Annotated in this window: 22 protein-coding genes; 9 read left to right on the top strand and 13 right to left on the bottom strand. The window is 63.5% G+C overall.

Features of this window, described 5'->3' with window-relative positions:
* Positions 1-201 precede the first annotated feature (201 nt).
* The 6 genes from QN345_RS01870 to QN345_RS01845 all read left to right on the top strand — a co-directional run bounded on the left by QN345_RS01870 (position 202) and on the right by QN345_RS01845 (position 4,864).
* A complete protein-coding gene (locus tag QN345_RS01870; RefSeq protein ID WP_323508412.1) occupies positions 202-909 on the top strand; it encodes a DUF3800 domain-containing protein in 708 nt (235 codons plus the stop codon).
* 228 nt (positions 910-1,137) lie between these two features.
* Positions 1,138-1,353: a hypothetical protein gene (locus tag QN345_RS01865; RefSeq protein WP_323508411.1), complete on the top strand. Its 216-nt coding sequence runs from the start codon at positions 1,138-1,140 to the stop codon at positions 1,351-1,353.
* A 6-nt stretch (positions 1,354-1,359) separates the two neighbouring features.
* On the top strand, positions 1,360-1,938 hold the full coding sequence (locus tag QN345_RS01860; protein ID WP_323508410.1) for a recombinase family protein: 579 nt from the start codon (positions 1,360-1,362) through the stop codon (positions 1,936-1,938).
* Entirely contained in the window at positions 1,935-2,447 is a 513-nt protein-coding gene (locus QN345_RS01855) for a hypothetical protein (protein ID WP_323508409.1), read from the top strand. Before QN345_RS01860 ends, QN345_RS01855 begins: the two co-directional genes overlap by 4 nt.
* Positions 2,448-2,808: 361 nt before the next feature.
* Positions 2,809-3,810, top strand: a complete 1,002-nt coding sequence (locus QN345_RS01850) for a nuclease-related domain-containing protein (protein WP_323508408.1) — start codon at positions 2,809-2,811, stop codon at positions 3,808-3,810.
* 766 nt (positions 3,811-4,576) lie between these two features.
* Entirely contained in the window at positions 4,577-4,864 is a 288-nt protein-coding gene (locus tag QN345_RS01845) for an HU family DNA-binding protein (protein WP_134448488.1), read from the top strand.
* Positions 4,865-5,118: 254 nt separating this feature from the next.
* On the opposite strand, the gene QN345_RS01840 is transcribed toward QN345_RS01845, so the two are convergent.
* From QN345_RS01840 to QN345_RS01805, 8 genes are all read right to left on the bottom strand, one after another.
* Entirely contained in the window at positions 5,119-6,882 is a 1,764-nt protein-coding gene (locus QN345_RS01840; RefSeq protein WP_323508407.1) for an oleate hydratase, read from the bottom strand.
* A gap of 11 nt (positions 6,883-6,893) precedes the next feature.
* Positions 6,894-7,577, bottom strand: a complete 684-nt coding sequence (locus QN345_RS01835) for a helix-turn-helix domain-containing protein (RefSeq protein WP_323508406.1) — start codon at positions 7,575-7,577, stop codon at positions 6,894-6,896.
* 396 nt (positions 7,578-7,973) lie between these two features.
* Positions 7,974-8,372, bottom strand: a complete 399-nt coding sequence (locus QN345_RS01830) for a hypothetical protein (RefSeq protein ID WP_323508405.1) — start codon at positions 8,370-8,372, stop codon at positions 7,974-7,976.
* Positions 8,373-8,578: 206 nt separating this feature from the next.
* The gene (locus tag QN345_RS01825; protein ID WP_323508404.1) at positions 8,579-8,989 is read right to left on the bottom strand and encodes a hypothetical protein; all 411 of its coding nucleotides are present in this window, start codon (positions 8,987-8,989) and stop codon (positions 8,579-8,581) included.
* A 344-nt stretch (positions 8,990-9,333) separates the two neighbouring features.
* Positions 9,334-9,915 (bottom strand): recombinase family protein, encoded by a 582-nt coding sequence (locus tag QN345_RS01820; protein WP_323508403.1) that lies wholly within the window; start codon positions 9,913-9,915, stop codon positions 9,334-9,336.
* 5 nt (positions 9,916-9,920) lie between these two features.
* On the bottom strand, positions 9,921-10,307 hold the full coding sequence (locus tag QN345_RS01815; RefSeq protein WP_323508402.1) for a transcriptional regulator: 387 nt from the start codon (positions 10,305-10,307) through the stop codon (positions 9,921-9,923).
* Positions 10,304-11,122, bottom strand: a complete 819-nt coding sequence (locus tag QN345_RS01810; protein WP_323508401.1) for a Fic/DOC family protein — start codon at positions 11,120-11,122, stop codon at positions 10,304-10,306. Before QN345_RS01810 ends, QN345_RS01815 begins: the two co-directional genes overlap by 4 nt.
* A gap of 2 nt (positions 11,123-11,124) precedes the next feature.
* A complete protein-coding gene (locus QN345_RS01805; protein ID WP_323508400.1) occupies positions 11,125-11,331 on the bottom strand; it encodes a hypothetical protein in 207 nt (68 codons plus the stop codon).
* A 341-nt stretch (positions 11,332-11,672) separates the two neighbouring features.
* Between QN345_RS01805 and QN345_RS01800 the strand changes: the two genes are divergently transcribed.
* Positions 11,673-13,001 carry an alpha/beta hydrolase gene (locus QN345_RS01800; RefSeq protein WP_323508399.1) on the top strand — a complete coding sequence of 443 codons (1,329 nt, stop codon included), beginning with the start codon at positions 11,673-11,675 and terminating at the stop codon, positions 12,999-13,001.
* A gap of 402 nt (positions 13,002-13,403) precedes the next feature.
* Positions 13,404-14,465: a hypothetical protein gene (locus tag QN345_RS01795; RefSeq protein WP_323508398.1), complete on the top strand. Its 1,062-nt coding sequence runs from the start codon at positions 13,404-13,406 to the stop codon at positions 14,463-14,465.
* Positions 14,466-14,569: 104 nt separating this feature from the next.
* On the opposite strand, the gene QN345_RS01790 is transcribed toward QN345_RS01795, so the two are convergent.
* The 4 genes from QN345_RS01790 to QN345_RS01780 form a co-directional block, all read right to left on the bottom strand.
* Positions 14,570-14,956: a hypothetical protein gene (locus tag QN345_RS01790; protein WP_323508397.1), complete on the bottom strand. Its 387-nt coding sequence runs from the start codon at positions 14,954-14,956 to the stop codon at positions 14,570-14,572.
* Positions 14,957-15,394, bottom strand: coding sequence for a hypothetical protein (locus tag QN345_RS01785; protein ID WP_323508396.1), 438 nt, complete (start codon positions 15,392-15,394; stop codon positions 14,957-14,959).
* A gap of 30 nt (positions 15,395-15,424) precedes the next feature.
* Complete coding sequence (locus QN345_RS20500; protein ID WP_369125169.1) at positions 15,425-15,631, bottom strand: ParB family protein; 207 nt, start codon at positions 15,629-15,631, stop codon at positions 15,425-15,427.
* A 185-nt stretch (positions 15,632-15,816) separates the two neighbouring features.
* Positions 15,817-16,740, bottom strand: a complete 924-nt coding sequence (locus QN345_RS01780) for a ParA family protein (RefSeq protein WP_322140512.1) — start codon at positions 16,738-16,740, stop codon at positions 15,817-15,819.
* On the opposite strand from QN345_RS01780, the gene QN345_RS01775 reads away from it, so the two are divergent.
* Positions 16,728-16,976, top strand: coding sequence for a hypothetical protein (locus QN345_RS01775; RefSeq protein WP_323508393.1), 249 nt, complete (start codon positions 16,728-16,730; stop codon positions 16,974-16,976). The genes QN345_RS01780 and QN345_RS01775 overlap by 13 nt on opposite strands.
* 50 nt (positions 16,977-17,026) lie before the next feature.
* On the opposite strand, the gene QN345_RS01770 is transcribed toward QN345_RS01775, so the two are convergent.
* Positions 17,027-17,446, bottom strand: a complete 420-nt coding sequence (locus QN345_RS01770) for a DUF3846 domain-containing protein (protein WP_323508392.1) — start codon at positions 17,444-17,446, stop codon at positions 17,027-17,029.
* Positions 17,447-17,747 lie beyond the last annotated feature (301 nt).

Raw genomic sequence — 17,747 nt, 5'->3', positions numbered from 1 at the left:
GTCGGGCGCCAGCGGCCCCCGACCGCGCGACCGCCCGGCACCCAAACGCAAAACCAGCGGCCCCCGAAGGCAATATTCGCTGGCCCCTAAACCCGCAAATACTCACCAGAAACGCGATGCGGGCCGGGCAGCCCTGCACCGAAACGGACAACCCTCAGTTCGATTCGCAACCCGCCCTGTAGAAGCCTGCGATCATGGAACGTGCTGATTGCCTACCTCGACGAGTCCTACAACAAGGACTTCTATTACATCGCTGCTGCCGTTGCTCCCGTCGAGGCGTGGGAACGGCTTGAGCTGTCTTTCACTGAAATCAAACAGAACACTGCAAAAGCTCACGGCACCCCACTCGATGCCGAGCTTCATGGCCACGAAATCATGGGCGGCGAAGGCGAGTGGGCGCCCCTTCGTGGCAAACATCGTGAAGCAGCCGGCGTCTATCTCGCCGCTCTGCGTCAGGCCCGCGCAGCCGGAATCGCCTACCTCTTCAGAGGCGTTGACATCAAGCGCCTCAACGCCCGCTACAGGTATCCTGAACAACCGCACACCGTGGTCCTCGGCCATTTGTTGGAGCGAATCGATGACTACGCCGGCAAGATCGGAGAACGTGACCAGGTCATCGTGGTCGCCGATGAAATTGCGACCCAAGAGGTCCACAAGAAACAGTTCGAGGGCTACCAACTGACCGGGACGCCCGGTTACCGATCCAGCAAGCTTGTCCGGATCTCGACCCCGATCAATTTTGCGTCATCGCGCCACAGCGTCGGGCTGCAGGCTGCGGACCTGGCCGCGTACCTACACCATCGCCGCAACACGGTGGAAGAGAAGCGCCCTGCAGCTCAAGCCTCGATGCGGCGTCTACTCAACGAGGTCGATCCCGTGACCGTTCATGAGTGGACGTGGGTTCCTTAAAAAACGAAGACCCCGCATAGCGAGGTCTTCGGCTGGCAACGTCCCGGTAACCGGTCCGTTGTAAAACTAATAGTAACTCCAAAACGTCCCAGATCGGGGAACTTCATCTGAGACGTCTCTTTCACGCTGAACTACTCCCTGGTCGAGAAGGGGCTGTGGAATGAGCAGTCGAAGCGGTCCCGGCCTGCACCGGGGTATCTCGCGGTGCGCCCCGCGGAGCTGGTGGCCGTGTTCGACCAGATCACCCTCGACCGGGCGAAGCCGGCGCCGGCCCAGATCGTTACTCTCGCGCCGGAGCTGCAGCGGATCATCGACGTGCACAAACGCAATTTCCCGAAGAGTGCCACGTCGATTGGACGGGCGTCACAGGGGCGTGCCGCCGAGGCGCGGGGATACCAGGCGCCAGACCAAGGGCTTGGCGCCGAGACGGGTTATGGGAGGTAGCGGGTCGTGAGGGTTGTTGGCTATGCCCGCGTGTCCATGCAGGATCAGAGTCTTGATTCGCAGACCGACGCGCTCCGAGCTGCGGGGGCCGAGTTCATCTATTCGGACGAGTTGACGGGTAAGAATGCGGCCCGGCCGGGCCTGGCCGACTGTATGAAGTTTCTGCGCCGGGGTGACACGTTTCTGGTCTACAGCACCGACCGGTTGGGCCGGTCGATGAGCGACGTCGTGTCGATCGTTTCCGAGTTGGGGACGCGGGGTGTGGAGTTCAAATCGTTGACCGAGCCGTTTGACACGACCGCTGCGGGCGGCGAGTCGTTCTTTGATATCTGTGCCGCTTTCGCGCAGATGAATGGCCGCATCATGTCTGAGCGCACCCGTGCTGGCCTCGCGTCCGCGAGGGACCGTGGCCGGCTCGGCGGGCGGCCTACCGTGATGACCGAGGAGCGTATCGAGGTCGCCCAGCGCATGCGCGCCGAGAAGGCGACCTGGGCGGCCATCGCCCAGGCTTTGCAGGTTGGCATGTCGAGCGTGCGACGCGCTCTCACTGACGCTGACCAGCACGAATTGAAGGAGACAATATGACCGACGCTACCGCCAGTAACGACGATGGGCTTGACTCCATCGCGGCAGGGCTGCTCGCGGATGAATTTCGCGCACGCGAGGAACAGCGCAAGTTCGATCGCATGCTTGATGACCACATCGACGGTGTGACTTACGTCGAGCGCGACGGTGTGACGTACACCGAGGACGGCCGGCTCTACGAGCCGATGGATCACACGGGGATACCAGGAGCTGGCGCTGAGTTTCTTGCAGAGATGCGTGCGAAGGCCATCTACGAGGGGGAGCGTCCGCCTGCCTCGCTGGCCGAAGTTCACGCAGAAATGGCGCGGCCTGAGGTTGATCCATCGACGGACTATCACGGCTCTCCAGCACTCGATCCCGAGCTGCAGCGCATCGTCGATGTGAATAAGCGCAATTACCTCACCCCCGCGGCCTGGAGCCGCGTGCGTGGGAAGCACACGGCACCCGAGGGCCGTGAATACAGGGCGTCGACTCCAGAACGACACCGTGGCCTAGACCTAGGCCGGTGAGCCACTCTCAGGCCGATAACTTGCCGTCCCAGGATGTGCGAGGCCGCGTAGTCGTGCGAGTTCCTTGCTGCTGAGCCCCAACCGCTCGCCACCTATGCGCAAGGCTGAGCCCAGGTCGACGAAATGTTCGAGGTCTGGAGACCCGCCGTGGACCTGCGGAGCAGCGGCGGTTCTGGGGGTATATCGACCATTCGCAACGAGGGAAAACGGTCCAGTCCAGCGGTAACCTCTGGGGAGGCAGCAATCAGTCGGACGGAGCGGGTTCCCGCGTTCCCGGCCTGCACTGCATCTACAACATCGCCGAAGACCCAGGCACGGATCAATGCCTGCTTTGCAGCGACCCGAGCGAACGGAAGTAGTCATGGAATCCCAGGGGGGAGGGAACCAGGCAGCAGACCAGACGGCAGCAGAGCAGACAACGGCGCGCCCGCACACGCCCGGAGTCGGGCGTAGAGCGGCGCCCCGGGTCATCCGGGATCTCCGGGGCAACGTCCCCGGGCAGGGCCTCATGATCGAGGTGCTCCGCCGCCAAGCGGAATCCGGAGAGATCGTCCCCGAGACCGGCGCCGTGCTCCTGACAGATGCCGCTGTGCCGTGGCGGATCGGCGCGCTCGGAGAGATCCAGGTCGGCGCGCACCTCGCGCAGCTCGGCCCGGAATGGACCGTTCTGCACTCCGTTCCCGTCGGGAAGGGTGAGAGCGACATCGACCACGTCGTCATCAGCCAAGCCGGGGTGTTCACGATCAATACGAAACGGCACGCGGGCCAGAAAATCTGGGTCGCCGGGCGCGGGTTCATGGTCGGCAATCACAAGCAGCCGTACATTCGGAAGGCCAGCCACGAAGCGAAACGCGCGGAGAAGATGCTCTCCCTGGCGACCGGGATGACGGTCCCCGTCTGCGGTGTCATCGCTCTCGTCGACCCGGCCAGCATCACCCGGAAAGCCCCACCCGAAGGCGACGGTGTCGAACTGCGCATCATCGACTCCCGCGACCTCTGCGCCACCGTCAGCGGCCGCCCCGTCTTCAGCGTCGAACAGATCGCCGTCATCGTCGCCGCGGCAGCGCAACCCGGGACCTGGCACGCGGGCCCACACTCCATCGAGGAACCCGCCGAGATCGCCGCCGCCTTCCACGCGCTCAGCGACCGCGTCGTGGACGAGGCGACGCCGCCCGTCATCCTGCGGCCGCGCACCACGTCCTCCCCGGCAACCACGCGCACCCGTCAGCCGTCAGTGGGGAAGCCCCGCGCCGCCCGGCCCAGCAAGAGAGCCCAGAAGGCGAAGGAGAAGCGCCAGGCCGAGATCATCAAGCTCATCGCGGTCTGCGTCGGGCTGATCATTTGGTACTTCAGCACCCACTAGCCGCAGGTTGGCATGTCGAGTGTGCGGCGCGCCCTGGCAGAGGACACGCTCGAGCACGAATCGAAGGCGTCCTAGACGCCTTGCCCGGCCACACCGGCATTCATCACGCCGAGAGTTTTTCGTTCCAGGCCGTGAGCTGCGCCTCCCAGTCGTCGACGCTGGATCGTAGGTAACGGACGGACTTCCGTGTGAGAGTGACGAAAGCTGGGCCTTCTCCGAGGCCACGTAGTCGTGCGAGTTCCTTGCTGCTGAGTCCTAACCAGCGTAGGCGGGGTATTCCCACGGCTGGGGAAATCTCTGCGCTCAGTAAGCCGAAGGCGGCCGGGCGGCGCCCAGTTTGGCATGGCCGCTAACAATCGAGCCCGGCACCGAGGCCGCCACAGCCACAAGTGCCGCGTCGATCACATCGCCACCCCACTATCGGCGTGAGCCCCACTGCCAGCGAGGAACTGCCCCGCAGTAGCCAATCGAACTCGCTCGGACTCATCGCTCCCCCGCTCTCTGCGCTCATGCCGCCCAGTCTGCCCCCACCGTGACCTCAGCGCACCCTCGCAGACCCCGACCGCCGGGATACTCAAATGAGAATGTGCAGCCCAAAAACCGTCCAAGACGTCGAAAAACGCCGGAAATACGCGGAAGTTCCCGGAACTCTGTTAGATTCAACGCGGTCCAACCGACCAACGGATGCGGCCTCTGGCGTCGCCCGCATTGCCCGCATCACCCGTATACCTGTTTTTTACAGGCGAAGGTCCGAGGAGGACACTCAATGGCTGACAAGTCGCTGAACAAGACCGAGCTCGTTGCCAAGGTTGCCGCAGACTCTGGCCAGAGCCAGGTTGCCGTCGACAGCGTGCTCAACGCTTTCTTTGCCGCACTCGCCGAAACCGTCGCGAGCGACGGCAAGGTCACCATCCCGGGCTGGCTCGGCGTCGAGCGCACCGCCACCGCGGCGCGCACCGGCCGCAACCCGCAGACCGGCGAAGAAATCGCCATCGCAGCAGGCCACCGCGTCAAGCTGACCGCCGGCAGCAAGCTGAAGGCCGCCGCCAAGTAACATCGGCACCCGTTCCACCAGCTTCACCTGCTTCACGCAGAGGAGGGTGTCGGCTTCGGCCGGTGTCCTCCTGTGCGTACCGGCGTCGGCGAACCGCTCGCCACCCAGTGGCGGTCTGCCGACTTCCTCAGCCTTGACGGCGACCTTCACCGACGCATCGATGCGCTCGTACTCGTCGATGAGCCTTAGATCGGCCGCCGCAACGGGGCCCGGGACGTCGTGTCCCGGGCCCCGCGCATGGTTCGCCGGCTCGGTCAGGTCAGCAGGCCGTACTCCTTAAGCAGCTCACCGATCTCGGTGTTCTTGATCTGCTTCATCAGCAGATCGCGGACCATGGCCGGGCCGGGCACCTCGATCTCCTTGCCATCACGCAGCAAGCTGGCAGCGGCGAGCAGCGTACGCACGTCGTAGGTGGAGTTGAAGACCTCCGGCACGCCTCTGTCGATGCCGAGCAGCTGGTAAGTCGCCTCCATCGCGGTGCGCACCGAGTACTCGATGGTGAAGATCGTGTCCCGGGAGGGTGTCTCGGCGAACTGGCCGAGGAACGCGAAGTTGACGGCGCCGGCCGGGACCACGTCGGGCCGGTCACCCGCCTGCCGGGGCATGAAGAACGCCGTGACGTAGGGCATCATCACCGGCACGCAGGTGGCACTCGTCGCCGCGAGCTCGGGGATGTCGGCCACAGGGACACCCATGTGGAACAGCCACTCCTGAGTGATCTCCTCGCCGGTGCACTCCTGCATCGACTTCTTCACATAGTCGCCGGGGACGTCGACCAACAGCGAGTACACCCAAACCACGATCTGGTCCTCGGGTTGCTTCTTGAAGTGCGGCTGGCGGTTGACTGTCCAGCTGAGCAGCCAGGCGGAATCCTGAGCCGTGACGATCCCTCCGGTGACGGTCTTGCCGCCGAACGGCGAACGCTTGGCGATCTTCTCGATGTAGGCGGGGATACGCGTGTCGAGCGTGGTGACGGTGGCCGACTGCCACTTGCTCTCCTGGATGTGTGCGCCGAACACGTCCGGGTGCCCGAATGACGGGTCCTTGGCGGCCAACCGCCGCCAGAGATCCCAGGCCGGGGCCGGTCCCTCGTCGAGCTTCGCCGCGGTGTACTGGTCGCCGTTGTCGGAGTTCTCGGTAAGAGAGCCGATGGTGGCGAGCACCAGGTCGTTCTCGCCGAGCTCGACGCCCCCGACGACACCCTCACGGGTCCAGTGGATCGCGGTGGCCTGCTTCCGGTCGGCGGTGATCGCGAAGTCGATGTCGGTGACCTCGGTGTCGAACTGGAACGTCACTCCCTGGTCCAGCAGCCATCGGTACAGCGGCAGCACCATCGACTCGTACTGGTTGTACTTGAAGAACCGCACGTTGGCGAAGTCCGGCATGCCGCCGATGTGGTGGATGAAGCGGTGCACGTACAGCTTCATCTCCAGCGCAGAGTGCCACTCCTCGAAGGCGAACATGGTGCGCCAGTACATCCAGAAGTTGCTGGCGAAGAACTCCTCGCCGAAGACCTCGTTGATCCGCTTGTTCTCCAGCGACTCACGGGTAGCCAGGAAAAGCCCGATGAGCTCCTTCTGCGCCTGCTTCGAGAGAGTGAAGAGGGTGCCGGTACCGGCATCCTTTCCCTGCTCGACGGTGGCCCGCTGCAGCGAGACGTTCGGGTCGTCCTTGTTCAGCCAGTAGAACTCGTCGAGCACAGAAGCGCCGTCGACCTCGATCGAGGGGATCGAGCGGTACAGGTCCCACAGGCACTCGTAGTGGTCGTCCACCTCACGGCCGCCGCGGATCACGAAGCCCTTCTTGGGCTCATCGATCCCGTCCAGAGCCCCGCCGGGCAGCTTCAGCCGTTCCAGGATGGTGATCTTCGACCCGTCCATCTGTCCGTCACGGATCATGAACGCCGCCGACGCCATCGACGCCAGACCGGCGCCGACGAACCACGCGGTCTTGTTCTCGACTCCCTCAGGCTTGCGGGGACGCGCGAACGCCTCCATAGTGCCGCTGCTGTAATACATAGTCAGTCTCCCTAATATGTTTCGATGATTGATGGCAACGTGGCGAGGAAGCCACGCACGATCTGCGTGACCTGCCCGCGAAGCTCTTCGATGGGGTCCGCTCCGGGATGCGCGCCCGTGGACGGCCCAGCGAGCAGGAGCGCCAGCGCCGCGAAGACGGTGCGGGCGGCCCGCTGTCCCTCGCGCAGGACCGGCTCGCCATCGACCCCGGCTGACCGGGCCGCCACGGCGAGGCGGGACGCGATCGCGTCCTCGAGCTCGCCGACAAGCGCGAGGCCCGCGGTCCGGTGCTCGTCGGTGGCCGAACCGAACAACAGCTCGCGCTGATAGGCGATGACGTTGGCCGGGTTGCACGCCGAGCTCGCCAGCACGGCCTGGACGAGCACGTTCACCGATTCGACCGGGTCAGCGGCCACGGCCGAGGCCCGCACGCCGGTGTAGATCGCGTCGCGCAGTTCGCGGTTGTAGACCATAAGTAGCAGCTCGGCCTTGGACGAGGCATACCGGAACACCGTGCCGACAGCCACGTCGGCGCGTTCGGCGATCTCCTGCGTCCCCACAGCGTCGAACCCGCGCTCGGTGAAGAGAGCGGCCGCGGCCGCGAAGATCCGCAACTGCTTGTCCTGCATGCTTCGTTCGCGGCGGCCTCGGGTAGGGCTGCGTTTCGCGTCCGGGTACTCCGGCAGACCGGCCATGGCGCCTCCAATGAGTTGATTCATTAAGGACTACGCTCATTTATGTACGGGCGCAAACCCGCGCCCGACACCAGCGCTCCGACGTCGCCCACTGAGGCCGGCGCGAGACGCTCCCCGGCCCCCGCACTCGCACACCGAACCGGAGCCCCACCCCTGCGAGGAGACGGGACAAGCACGGCGAAAGGGGGTGTAACGAGTGACCTCTCGCTATCGCAAACCCGACCACTCCTCCACACAGAGCGGTTGTCAGCGGTGCGGCTTCTCAACGAAGAAAGCTGCAGAGTTTGTCGGAGACGGTTGAGAATTGGGTTACGTCTGGCCCTCCCCGGGGTCGGGGCCACGGTGAGGTTGCTCGTCGCAGTACCGCCTAGTACACGACCGCATCCACCAGGTGCGCTAGTCCGCTAGTCGCGAGCCCTGGCCTCTGGCCTGTTCGATCAGTTTGAGAAGTGCGGCGATGCGTGGCGAGTCCAGCGGCATCATCGGATGATCTGAGTTGCGCGCAGCGAAGTTGACGGTCACGGTCGACGGTGAGTGGCGAACGCGTATCGTGATGCCGCGACGACGCGTATCGCCCTCGACATCATCCTCAGAGATGTCGAGGACGGCCGTCCATGGCAGATCCACGACGAGTGCAGGTGCTGGTCCCTGCCAAAAGCTAATCCCCTCGTGGTCGACGGCACAAACAAACGATGTACTCAGATGACCTGTAGCTCCGAGCTCGAACATCACTACCTCGAACACGGGATTCTTTGAGCCGCTTACAAGGAGCGCGCCAGGCTTCTTGACGAGCACCCGGCGATTACGCTGTCTCCCGCGCTCCCGCAAGATTGCGATGATCAGGCACGCAATAGCGACCATAAAAACGAAGAAGACCAACGACGTGAACCAAGTACCGGTTGGATTATCCGAGTGCTGAGCTTGGGCGTTGATAATGAGCAGCCGAAGAAATACTGTCCCGACGACCCCTACCCCGAGCCCGATCCAGGTAGACGAGCGCCTCATTGGACGTCAGCAGCAGCCATTGCCGCTTGCCGCAACTCTTTGATAGGCCCCAATGGCGTAGGCTCGCCCGGCTGACGGAGAACCAGCCCTGTCGCGTGATCGCGCCATTCAACGTGTTTGAACAACATTGGCACCGTTGTGTAGCCGGCGCGAACCTCACGCCGTTTCGCGACGAAGGAGCCGACAATAGAAACGTTGAAAGCGCCAATGGACAACCAGATACCTAACCAATAAAGAACCGACCACCATCCGCCGACGAAGAGGGTCAGGCTCCCCGAGAAAGCGACTATCGTCCCGACACCGAAACCGGCAACGACTATCAACGTCAGCAGGGACACAATCGTCGTGATGTACCAGAACCACGCGGAGGGTTTTACGACGATCCGCGACCTACTCACTTCGCTCATCAATTGCCACAATCCCTTCGGGAGGTTTCGGGTCTGCTGCCGAGGCCATTGACGTTACCGGTTATTCCAATTGGCAGGCTGAATGATCCGGCCCCACCATGTAGGGCCTCCAATCCCGCTTTCACCGCCTCCGTAGTTCCAGAGAACCTTGCAATCATGCCCGGACCGACGGAAACGGCTGCAGCAACGCCCTCTCCTCGGAGTCGAAGACGCTGAGGCGGGAGCCGGCCCGTTTCTGGAACGGGGATCGAACGTGCGTTGTTCCTCGCTTACGCGGAACTCATCCGCGAGCATCCCGGCCGCGATGGCGTCAAACCCATCATCGTCACCGGCGGCGGCGCCAGTCATCGTGTCTCCTTCGATCCGTGCTGGTCGGCATCGCCTGCGAGGGCGCGGCGCACACTCGATACCCCGACCTGCAGGGTTTGGGCGATGGTCGCCCAGGTCGCCTTCTCGGCGCGCATGCGCCGGGCGACCTCGACGCGTTCCGCGCTCATCACTGTTGGTCGGCCGCCAAGCCGGCCGCGAGCCTTCGCGGACGCAAGGCCAGCGCGAGTGCGATCGGAGATGATGCGACCATTCATCTGGGCGAACGCGACACAAATATGAAAGAACAACTCCCCACCCGCGGTGGTGGTATCAAAGGGTTCAGTGAGCGACTTAAACTCCACACCCCGCTCCCCCAACTCAGCGACAATCGTCACGACGTCAGTCATCGACCGGCCCAACCGGTCAGTCGAGTAGACGAGCAACGTGTCACCGCGGCGCAAGAACTTCATACAGTCGATCAGGCCCGGGCGAGCCGCATTCTTCCCAGTGATCTTGTCCGAGTAGATCTGCTCCGCGCCCGCCGCTGTGAGAGCGTCGATCTGCGAGTTCAGATTCTGATCCTGCGTCGAGACACGGGTGTAACCAACGATGCTCATAGCCGCTACCTGCCGTAGCCGTGGTCGTTACTGCATTCCTGTTGAGTCGGCGGGAGGGTCGCCGTCAGCTCGGGGAAACGTCCCTCCCACAACTGCCGCACTCGCGGCGGCATCATCAGCTTCGGCCATATCGTGATCAGAAGTTCCCGGTTGAGAATCTGCACCTGGTCGACCGTGCGACCTTCCTGGATCCTCGCCTGGTAGGCGGTCACAATACCTGCCGACTCGACGTCGAAGGTTGTGTTTGGTCCCCAGTAGACCCAAGGCGGAAGACTCACGTGACCGCTGCGCGGGCCGTGCAGCTCATCAAGGCCGGCAGGCGCATCATAAGGCTTGATGTCCTGAATGCTGACCTTCTTCGCGGCCGACACGGCCTCGTTTGATTTGGTCATCGTCCGTACCCATAATCGGTACCGAGCCCCTGCGCTGATAGCTGCGCTGGTGGCTGGTACCCGCGGGCCTCCGGGGCCTTCATCTGAGCCGGGCGACCGATCTCGGTCGCGCTCGTGGGGTAGTCGCGTTTGTTCATGTCCACGATCTTCCCCAACTCCGGCGACAGCGGCGGCGGCATTGCCCGCCCGCTCTGGACCGGCTCGATGGCCTTCGACAACACGGCCGCTAAACGGGTGTTGCTGCCCGTGTCCTGACTATGGAAGCGAGCCTGCACGAACTCTTCCCGCAATGGCGACCCAACCTGGAAGGCACCGGTGTCGATTCGGTAGCCGGCTTGCTCCGCGAACTGGGAGAAAAACACGAACTGTGTTCGGGTATTGCCTTCACGGAAGCTATGGATGACATTCAGCTCACCCCACCGCTCCGCGAGCTCATCAACAAACTGCCCCTTGTCCAAACCGCGCAACAGATCCTTGCTCGCGAGCTTGACGTACTCCGCTTCGGCCGCCGCGGTCAGCGACGGGCCGCCCGGGTAATACGAATGCCCCTCCTTCGACATGAAGCCGACCGGACCCACCCGCTCCTCCCCCGCCCACTCGTAGACGTCCTGGAAGACGTATCGATGAATCGCCTTCATGTGGTCGTAATCGAACACCGCCGGCACGGGCTCGTTGGCCAACTGGTCAAGCCGCGCCGACGCGGCGAACTCTTCTTTGGCACTGAGTGCGGCAGGGTCCCTCTCGTTGAATTTGTTCCTTAAGACAGTGGTGCCCGGGATGAAGTAATCATCCCAGGCACGGAACTTCGTGGCCACCGTTACCGGGCGTCGATGTGTGCGATGCCCGCGGCGATTGCCTCGTCCGTGGTCATGTCGCCACGGATGGCACTGCGGCGCAACTCGCGCAGCGCCGGGTCGGTCACCTCATGACCGGCAGCTCCCAGAGCGGCATCAGCAAAACTCATCCGACGCTCGACTTCGGCCTCGTCGACAGTGGGTGCGGTACGTGCACGCGTGATGGTCATGACAGCTCCAATCGGATTACTTCCAGTCTATCATTTCTGCTCAAAAACCTCTATAGCCATGTTTCGGCAGTTTTAATTTCGGCAACAACTTTTGGACAGATGTCGGACACCGGAAAATCAAGGTTCAACGTCGGCCGCGTCGACCTGTTGCTAAACGATCGTCAATCAGGATGACACCTCATCGTCAAATATCGTGACGGACAACACCCCTTCTCCGCGTAGGCGGGGGTGTTCCACCCGCGGCTGCTCAAGACTGCCAGGTGTGAAACCATTGTTTGGGCGATCACTCTCCGATTCTGGACGGGCGGAGCTGATCCCTACGGGACTTGTTCCCGGCCAGAGTGAAGAAGATTGGTGGAGCCAAGATCAACGACTTCTGGAAAATTAGTGTCGTCGACGGACCCGTTGTCGTCTTCTTTTTTGTGGCCTCCGGCCTCGCGCTGCTGTTTCTGCTGTTTAGGAAACTGAGCTGGCGCTGGACGGTGATGGCTTCGGCCGCCCTGATCCTCGGAGTGCTCGTTGCCGTCCTGGTCTGGTTCGTCTGTGTCCGGGTCCTTAATCTTTTTGGCATGTCATTGGGGACAGTCACCTATATGTGGCTCGCTGCCGCGTGCGGCGGCTCGAGTGTGGCCATCGCCAACCTGTGGGATTCCCGGCGGGCGCGGAAAGCAATCGCGGCAGGATCCATCCTGTTGTTCCTGATCACTGGAAGCCTCGGCATCAACGCGGGCTTTGGACTGAATCGTACCCTCGGCTCTCTCTTTGGAATCAGCACGGAAACGCCCATCATTTTGACGGCGCCCACCCAGGCTCCAACTCCGGGCCCTCTGGCCGGTCCGCTTTGGCAAACCTGGGTACCGCCTGCCGGAATGCCCGCCAGTGGAACCACAGGTAGTCAGATCATTCCTAACCCCCGATCCGGGTTCACCTCGCGTCCGGCTGGAATTTATCTCCCTCCGGCCGCTCTTGTACCAAATGCTCCCGCTCTCCCTTTGGTCATCTTGTTAATGGGGCAACCCGGGAATCCAGACCCGCAGTACGTGGCCGCGACCTTGGACCGGGATGCGGCCCTGCATGGTGGCTTGGCCCCTATTGTGATCGTGGCCGACCAACTCGGGGACCCGAGCATTGACCCGCTCTGCCTGGACACCGCAACATACGGGAACGCGGAGACCTTCCTCACCCACGATGTCGTCACCTGGGCAAAGGCAAACCTCAACATCATCCAAGATCACCGGTACTGGACAATCGCGGGTTTCTCTAACGGCGGCCAGTGCGCGATCTCCCTGGCCGCCAAACACCCCGACCTGTGGTCCAACGTCATCGACATCTCCGGCGAGTCCTTCCCCGGATCCGAGATTCAGGCGGCCACTCTCAAGGACATCTTCGGCGGCGACCAGAAAGCGTACGACGCCCAACGACCGGTCAACCTGCTAGCCGCGCACCGTTATGTAGACACTGTCGCGATATTCACCGCCGGCGCTGACGACCCCGGTGTACTGGCCGGCCAACGAGTCGTCGCAAGCGCCGCACAATCAGCCGGTATGGCCGTGACGCTACGAGATATTCCCGGCGGCGGACACTCGGTGCGCGCACTAGACGGAGGCCTGGACATCGGTTTCGAGGTCCTCTACCCACGATTCGGTTTGTCCGCACCAACGACAGGATAAATGAACTCACAGCGACCACTACCCGGCAGAACGCAACGAGGACCGAGAGATAGGCCGTGCGGCACGAGTCGGCCTTACGATCTCGGTGAAATGGCGAAATCTAGAACGCGCCTAGTCACAGCCTGACTGCCCGCAATCGATCAACTCCAAGCGCACCGAGATCATATAGCCGCCACACGTTCGATTCATGGAATCCTCGGCACCACTCTCCCGCCGCTCGGCATAGATCATGCCGACCAGGTCACGCAGTTGGGTGCCGCGCCCCGCTCATCCGTGTGCATGACGGCACAGCACCCGGCCGAAGCGGGTCCCGCGCCCTCGATGACGAGACCCTATTTCGTAATCCGTTATCGTTATTCGTATTGCGTTAACGTATTGCGTTCTGAGTGATACGATATTGGTATGAGTCTTCCCGAGATCAACGATCTGCGTACCTGCGGTTTCCCCGGCTGTGACGAGCCCGTGGACGCCACGCCCGGTGTCGGCCGGCCTGCCGGCTACTGCATCAACCCCGCCCACAACCGGGCCGCTGCGTGGCGGGCCCGCCGCGCCGAGTCCGGCCGCATCGAGCGCACGGTCGAGGACGAGAGGCTCCCCGTCGATGCCGCACGTCAGCGGGCCAGCGTGCTGCGCTCTCAGGTGGCCGGCATGGTCGAACACCTGCAGCAACAGCTCGTCGTCCTCATCGACGAGCTGCGCACGGTCGCGGATCCCGATGCGGCCGAAGCACAGATCGAGGCCGTCACCGCGGGCGCGGCCGAGCAGGTCGCCACGGCGGCCGCCCGGACCAACCGGGCCGAGACCGCCACCCGCAAGGCCGAGGCCGAGCGGGCAGAAGCCGACGCGGCAGCCGAGGAATCCGCTGCCCTGGTCGACGAACTCCGCACCGTCCTGGACGCGCTCGAGCAGCGTGCCGCCGGGCTGGAGGGCGACCTGGTCGTCGCGGGCGAGGACAACGTCCGCAAGGCCAAGGAGATCACTGCCCTGAGCGCCCAGGTGGCCGCTCTGACCGACGAGAACGCCGCCACGACCGCACGGCTCACCGAGGCCCGGGAACTCGTCACCACGGCCACAGCAGCCAAGGACGAGGCCCTGGCGGCCGCGCGTGATGCCGCCGCGCAGGCCGACGCCGCCGTGGCGCGGGCCGAGCGTGCGGAGACGGAGGCTGCTGGCACCCGGGACGTGCTCGACCAGGCCCGGGTCGAGCGCGAGAGCGCACGGGCGGAAGCGCTCGTACTCACCGGGCGCCTGGCCACGGTCACCAGCGAACGCGACAGTGCCACGGCCGAGGCCGCCCGGGAGTGTTCCTACGCCGAGCAGCGCGTCACCGACGTGCGGGACACCCTCGAGCAGCAGCTCACCCAGCTGCGCGCCGACTTGGACCAGTCACGCACGAGCGAACGCGAGCAGCGCACCCGCGCCGACCGCGCCGAAGCGCAGACGGCACGCCCCAAGCAGAAGTAGACCGCCAGCCCACTCCCCCGCTGCGCCCCGAGTCGCGAGAGGATCCTCGACAGGCCGTGTGCCTGGTCGTTGTCGGCGCCGGCGGTGGAGGCGGTTCGTGGCGGCTACCGGAAGTTCTTCGTCGAGTCCGTCTCGTTAGGGTGACCGGTCGCGGCCTTCGTGATGTACACGCGTCCAGGCTTCTTCGCCTTCGCGTTGGGCTCGTCAACGGCGTACCACAGGCGAGCACCGTCAGTGACCTTGTACTGCCACTGCGGCAGGACCACGCCATCGACCAGGACCGTGGAGAGATCCCCGCGGAGTTGGTAGCAACGATCAGGGTCGTACCGCGCAGGATGCGCGGTGAGATAGTCGTAGGCGTCCGCGAGGGCATTCTTCGCGGACGCCTTCAAATCCGTCCAGCCGCGTTGCGCTGCGGTGTTGCCAAAAAAGAGCTCGTACTCGGTGCCCTTGATCGGCCGCGGAACCGCGACGCCACGCTTCCCCGCCACCTACGGGCGTTCGACGCGAACCGGGGCGGCGGGCAGCTCGATCGGCTCGACAGGTCGCATGCCCATCGCATAGGCGACGGCCGTTTCCTGCCACTCCTGCTGCGCCCGCAGCAGACGCTCGAACGTACCGAGCTCACTGGCAGCGTAAACGAGCTGTTCAATCTCGGCCGCGTACGCGGCGAGCTCCCCCGGGGTGAACTCCCCCGCCCAAGCGAACAGATCCGTCAACGCCGCCACGACGTCGCCCTTGTTCCGCCCGATCGCCCGGATCAGCCTGCTCGAGAGCGCGATACCGTTCTCGAGGACGTCGAGATCGTGACCGCGCAGGATCACGAGATCGTCACCATCACGGCGCGTGATCCGGACCTGACCCTCATCAATGTGAGCCAGAACCTCCTTGGGCTTACGCAAAAGGTCAGTAAAAGTCGCGGTACTCATGCCCACACACTACATCAGATAAATATCTGATTAGCTGAGTGGTCGCCCGACCGGCAGCGGCGAGCTATCGCCTTCGTATGGCTCCCCTGCGTTGTGCAGGAGTTCTCTGCGTTCCACTTCGGCTTGGATCGCTCGTTCGACGAAGTCAGACCAACTCTTGTCGCCCTCGAGGTGGCTCGTAGCCCGGTACGTTGCCCGCGCGCGATCTCTAGTCTGCGCAGACAAGTACGTGGTCATCCTCGCGGTCGGTTCTGCCATAAGGGCAGGCTTCCGTGCCGGAGCCGCAGCAGGCTTGGACAGCTTGGGCTGCTGAACGGGCTGCACTGTGGGTTCGGTGCGGTTTCTGGCTTGCAAACGACTCAAGTCGGGAGTCCCGGCACGGTGCGCTAAGCCGCCGATTTGTCGGCTGGGGGTGTCGTCGCTCATGCGAGGGCCTCCTGGTTCTCGGCCGCGGTGATTCGGGCCACAACTTCTTGGGTGATGGCTTGCAGGTCGTCTGCGACGGATGAGGCTGTCCGAGGTGCGAGAGCTTGTGCCTGGGCTTCGCCTCGGCGGATCTCGAACCACTTCGGCCCCTTTCGTACCTCCGCGTCGAGTTCGTGGACGAGGAGGCCCCGTTCTCGTGTGGCCTGGGCGGTTGCTTCGCTATGACGGACCGTGGCGGTGAAGACGACGTTGTTGTCAGCATTGAAGAGCTCCGCGATGTGTTCGCGAGCTTCGCGCTGGACGACGTGGGCGGATGTGCCGACGTCGACGAGAACGACGCCCAGCAAGTCGAGGGTCGGATTCACGCCCAGGACGGCGTCGAGGCGTGCAGCGACGGCGCCGAGTCCCTTGCGACTTGATTTGTCGCTCTTCACAGGCACGAGTGCCCACCTGGCAGCGGCGACGGCGGCCGTCTGGAGGGTCTCATCGCCGGGCGGGCAGTCGATGAGGATCATGTCGTAGCCGCCGGCGAGCGGGGCGAGTAGATGCGCGACGGCGAGCTTGGCGCCGTCTGGGTCTTTGTTCGCCTTTGCAGAGAGCCCGGCCGTGGCCTGGTCGAGAGCAGGGCCTCCCGCGAAGACGTCCAAGTTCGGCCGGACTTCCTTGATTGGCGCTGCTCCCCCGCCGAACATGAGTGCTTGTGCGAGTGCGCGGCCGGTGTCGTCTCTGTCGTCGTCGGTGTATCCGAGGTCTTCAGCGAGATTGCCTTGGGGGTCAAGGTCCACGAGCAACACGCGGTATCCGTTGTTGGCGAGCATGCCACCGATGTTGGCGGTGAGTGTCGTCTTGAGGACGCCTCCCTTTCCGTTGATGACAGCGATAACGCGTTCCAAGGCGGTGCGATCGAGTGCCTGAGGCATATTCGCTCATTTCGTTTGACGTCAATAGTGACAATACAGCTAATACTGTCATTAGTGCCATAAGTGGCAATGCTGTTTTTACTGCTATTGCAAACCTTACCAGCAATACCAGCAATACCAGCAATAACGTTATTGCTGCCATTACCACTAATGCCTGTATTGCTGTCATTGAGTCAGTGCGCCAGCCCGATTCCACAGGCCAGACCTACACCCGGCCCGGCGTCGGGGGAGCGTGAGGGGGTCGCCCCTCGCCTGCTGGCCCGTGAGGGCCAGCAGGTTGTAGCGGTTAGATGTTGCGGAGCATGCTGACGATGGTGGGGAAGGGGGAGAGGCTTTCAACGAGGGTGTTGATGGTGCCGGGGTCGGGTGTCTGGGCGAGTGCCTTCTGGATCTTCGTGAGTTGGGAATCGGTGAGGCCGACGGTTTCACCGCCGGGGGTGACGCTGACGGCGATGGCGGTGCCGAAGATGACGGTGGGGGAGCCGAGTAGGTGGGCCAGCACGGTTGCGGGCAGGTTCAGGGTGGACCCGTTGATGAGTCCTTCATCATCGACGAAGAGGTCGATGTCGTCGTCCAGGCCGACGACATCGAACATCGAGCAGCCGATGGCGGCGCAGATGTCGGCCCCGATGTTGCTCTGGTCCAGGTTCAGGGTGGTGATGGTGTCGGTTGGGGTGATCTTGATGCTGCGGATGGTGGTAGTCATGGGGTTCTCTCTCCTCGCGTGGTGAGTGGCCCGGGGTCCCGGGGTCTCTGGGCAGTGGTTGTTGTGTCGTCCACCGTTTTTCTGCCCTGGGTGGCAAGAGAAATCGATTGAGAGCGGGAGTGCCGTAGTGCCCGCAGTCTCGTGCGAAATAAGGGAGCCTGCGACCGCGTGCGAGAGTGTGGGTGACGCAGGCACGAAGCGAACTACGATGACCGGCCACCAAGGGAAGAAAAGTCTTGAAAAAGGCTGGCCGGCATGACCGGGTCCGCGGGGATCCGGCCTCCGTGCCGGGTTCACCTGG

This window comes from Cryobacterium sp. 10I1 (assembly GCF_035019805.1).
Taxonomy (GTDB): Bacteria; Actinomycetota; Actinomycetes; order Actinomycetales; family Microbacteriaceae; genus Cryobacterium; species Cryobacterium glucosi.
This window is presented reverse-complemented; position numbering and strand designations above follow the sequence as displayed.

What these genes read in the sequence shown, in the direction of transcription:
- QN345_RS01855 (WP_323508409.1), top strand. Translation starts at nt 1,935, where the DNA reads ATGACCGACGCTACCGCCAGTAACGACGATGGGCTTGACTCCATCGCG.
- QN345_RS01850 (WP_323508408.1), top strand. Translation starts at nt 2,809, where the DNA reads ATGGAATCCCAGGGGGGAGGGAACCAGGCAGCAGACCAGACGGCAGCA.
- QN345_RS01845 (WP_134448488.1), top strand. Translation starts at nt 4,577, where the DNA reads ATGGCTGACAAGTCGCTGAACAAGACCGAGCTCGTTGCCAAGGTTGCC.
- QN345_RS01840 (WP_323508407.1), bottom strand. Translation starts at nt 6,882, where the DNA reads ATGTATTACAGCAGCGGCACTATGGAGGCGTTCGCGCGTCCCCGCAAG.
- QN345_RS01835 (WP_323508406.1), bottom strand. Translation starts at nt 7,577, where the DNA reads ATGGCCGGTCTGCCGGAGTACCCGGACGCGAAACGCAGCCCTACCCGA.
- QN345_RS01825 (WP_323508404.1), bottom strand. Translation starts at nt 8,989, where the DNA reads ATGAGCGAAGTGAGTAGGTCGCGGATCGTCGTAAAACCCTCCGCGTGG.
- QN345_RS01820 (WP_323508403.1), bottom strand. Translation starts at nt 9,915, where the DNA reads ATGAGCATCGTTGGTTACACCCGTGTCTCGACGCAGGATCAGAATCTG.
- QN345_RS01815 (WP_323508402.1), bottom strand. Translation starts at nt 10,307, where the DNA reads ATGACCAAATCAAACGAGGCCGTGTCGGCCGCGAAGAAGGTCAGCATT.
- QN345_RS01805 (WP_323508400.1), bottom strand. Translation starts at nt 11,331, where the DNA reads ATGACCATCACGCGTGCACGTACCGCACCCACTGTCGACGAGGCCGAA.
- QN345_RS01795 (WP_323508398.1), top strand. Translation starts at nt 13,404, where the DNA reads ATGAGTCTTCCCGAGATCAACGATCTGCGTACCTGCGGTTTCCCCGGC.
- QN345_RS01785 (WP_323508396.1), bottom strand. Translation starts at nt 15,394, where the DNA reads ATGAGTACCGCGACTTTTACTGACCTTTTGCGTAAGCCCAAGGAGGTT.
- QN345_RS20500 (WP_369125169.1), bottom strand. Translation starts at nt 15,631, where the DNA reads ATGACCACGTACTTGTCTGCGCAGACTAGAGATCGCGCGCGGGCAACG.
- QN345_RS01780 (WP_322140512.1), bottom strand. Translation starts at nt 16,740, where the DNA reads ATGCCTCAGGCACTCGATCGCACCGCCTTGGAACGCGTTATCGCTGTC.
- QN345_RS01770 (WP_323508392.1), bottom strand. Translation starts at nt 17,446, where the DNA reads ATGACTACCACCATCCGCAGCATCAAGATCACCCCAACCGACACCATC.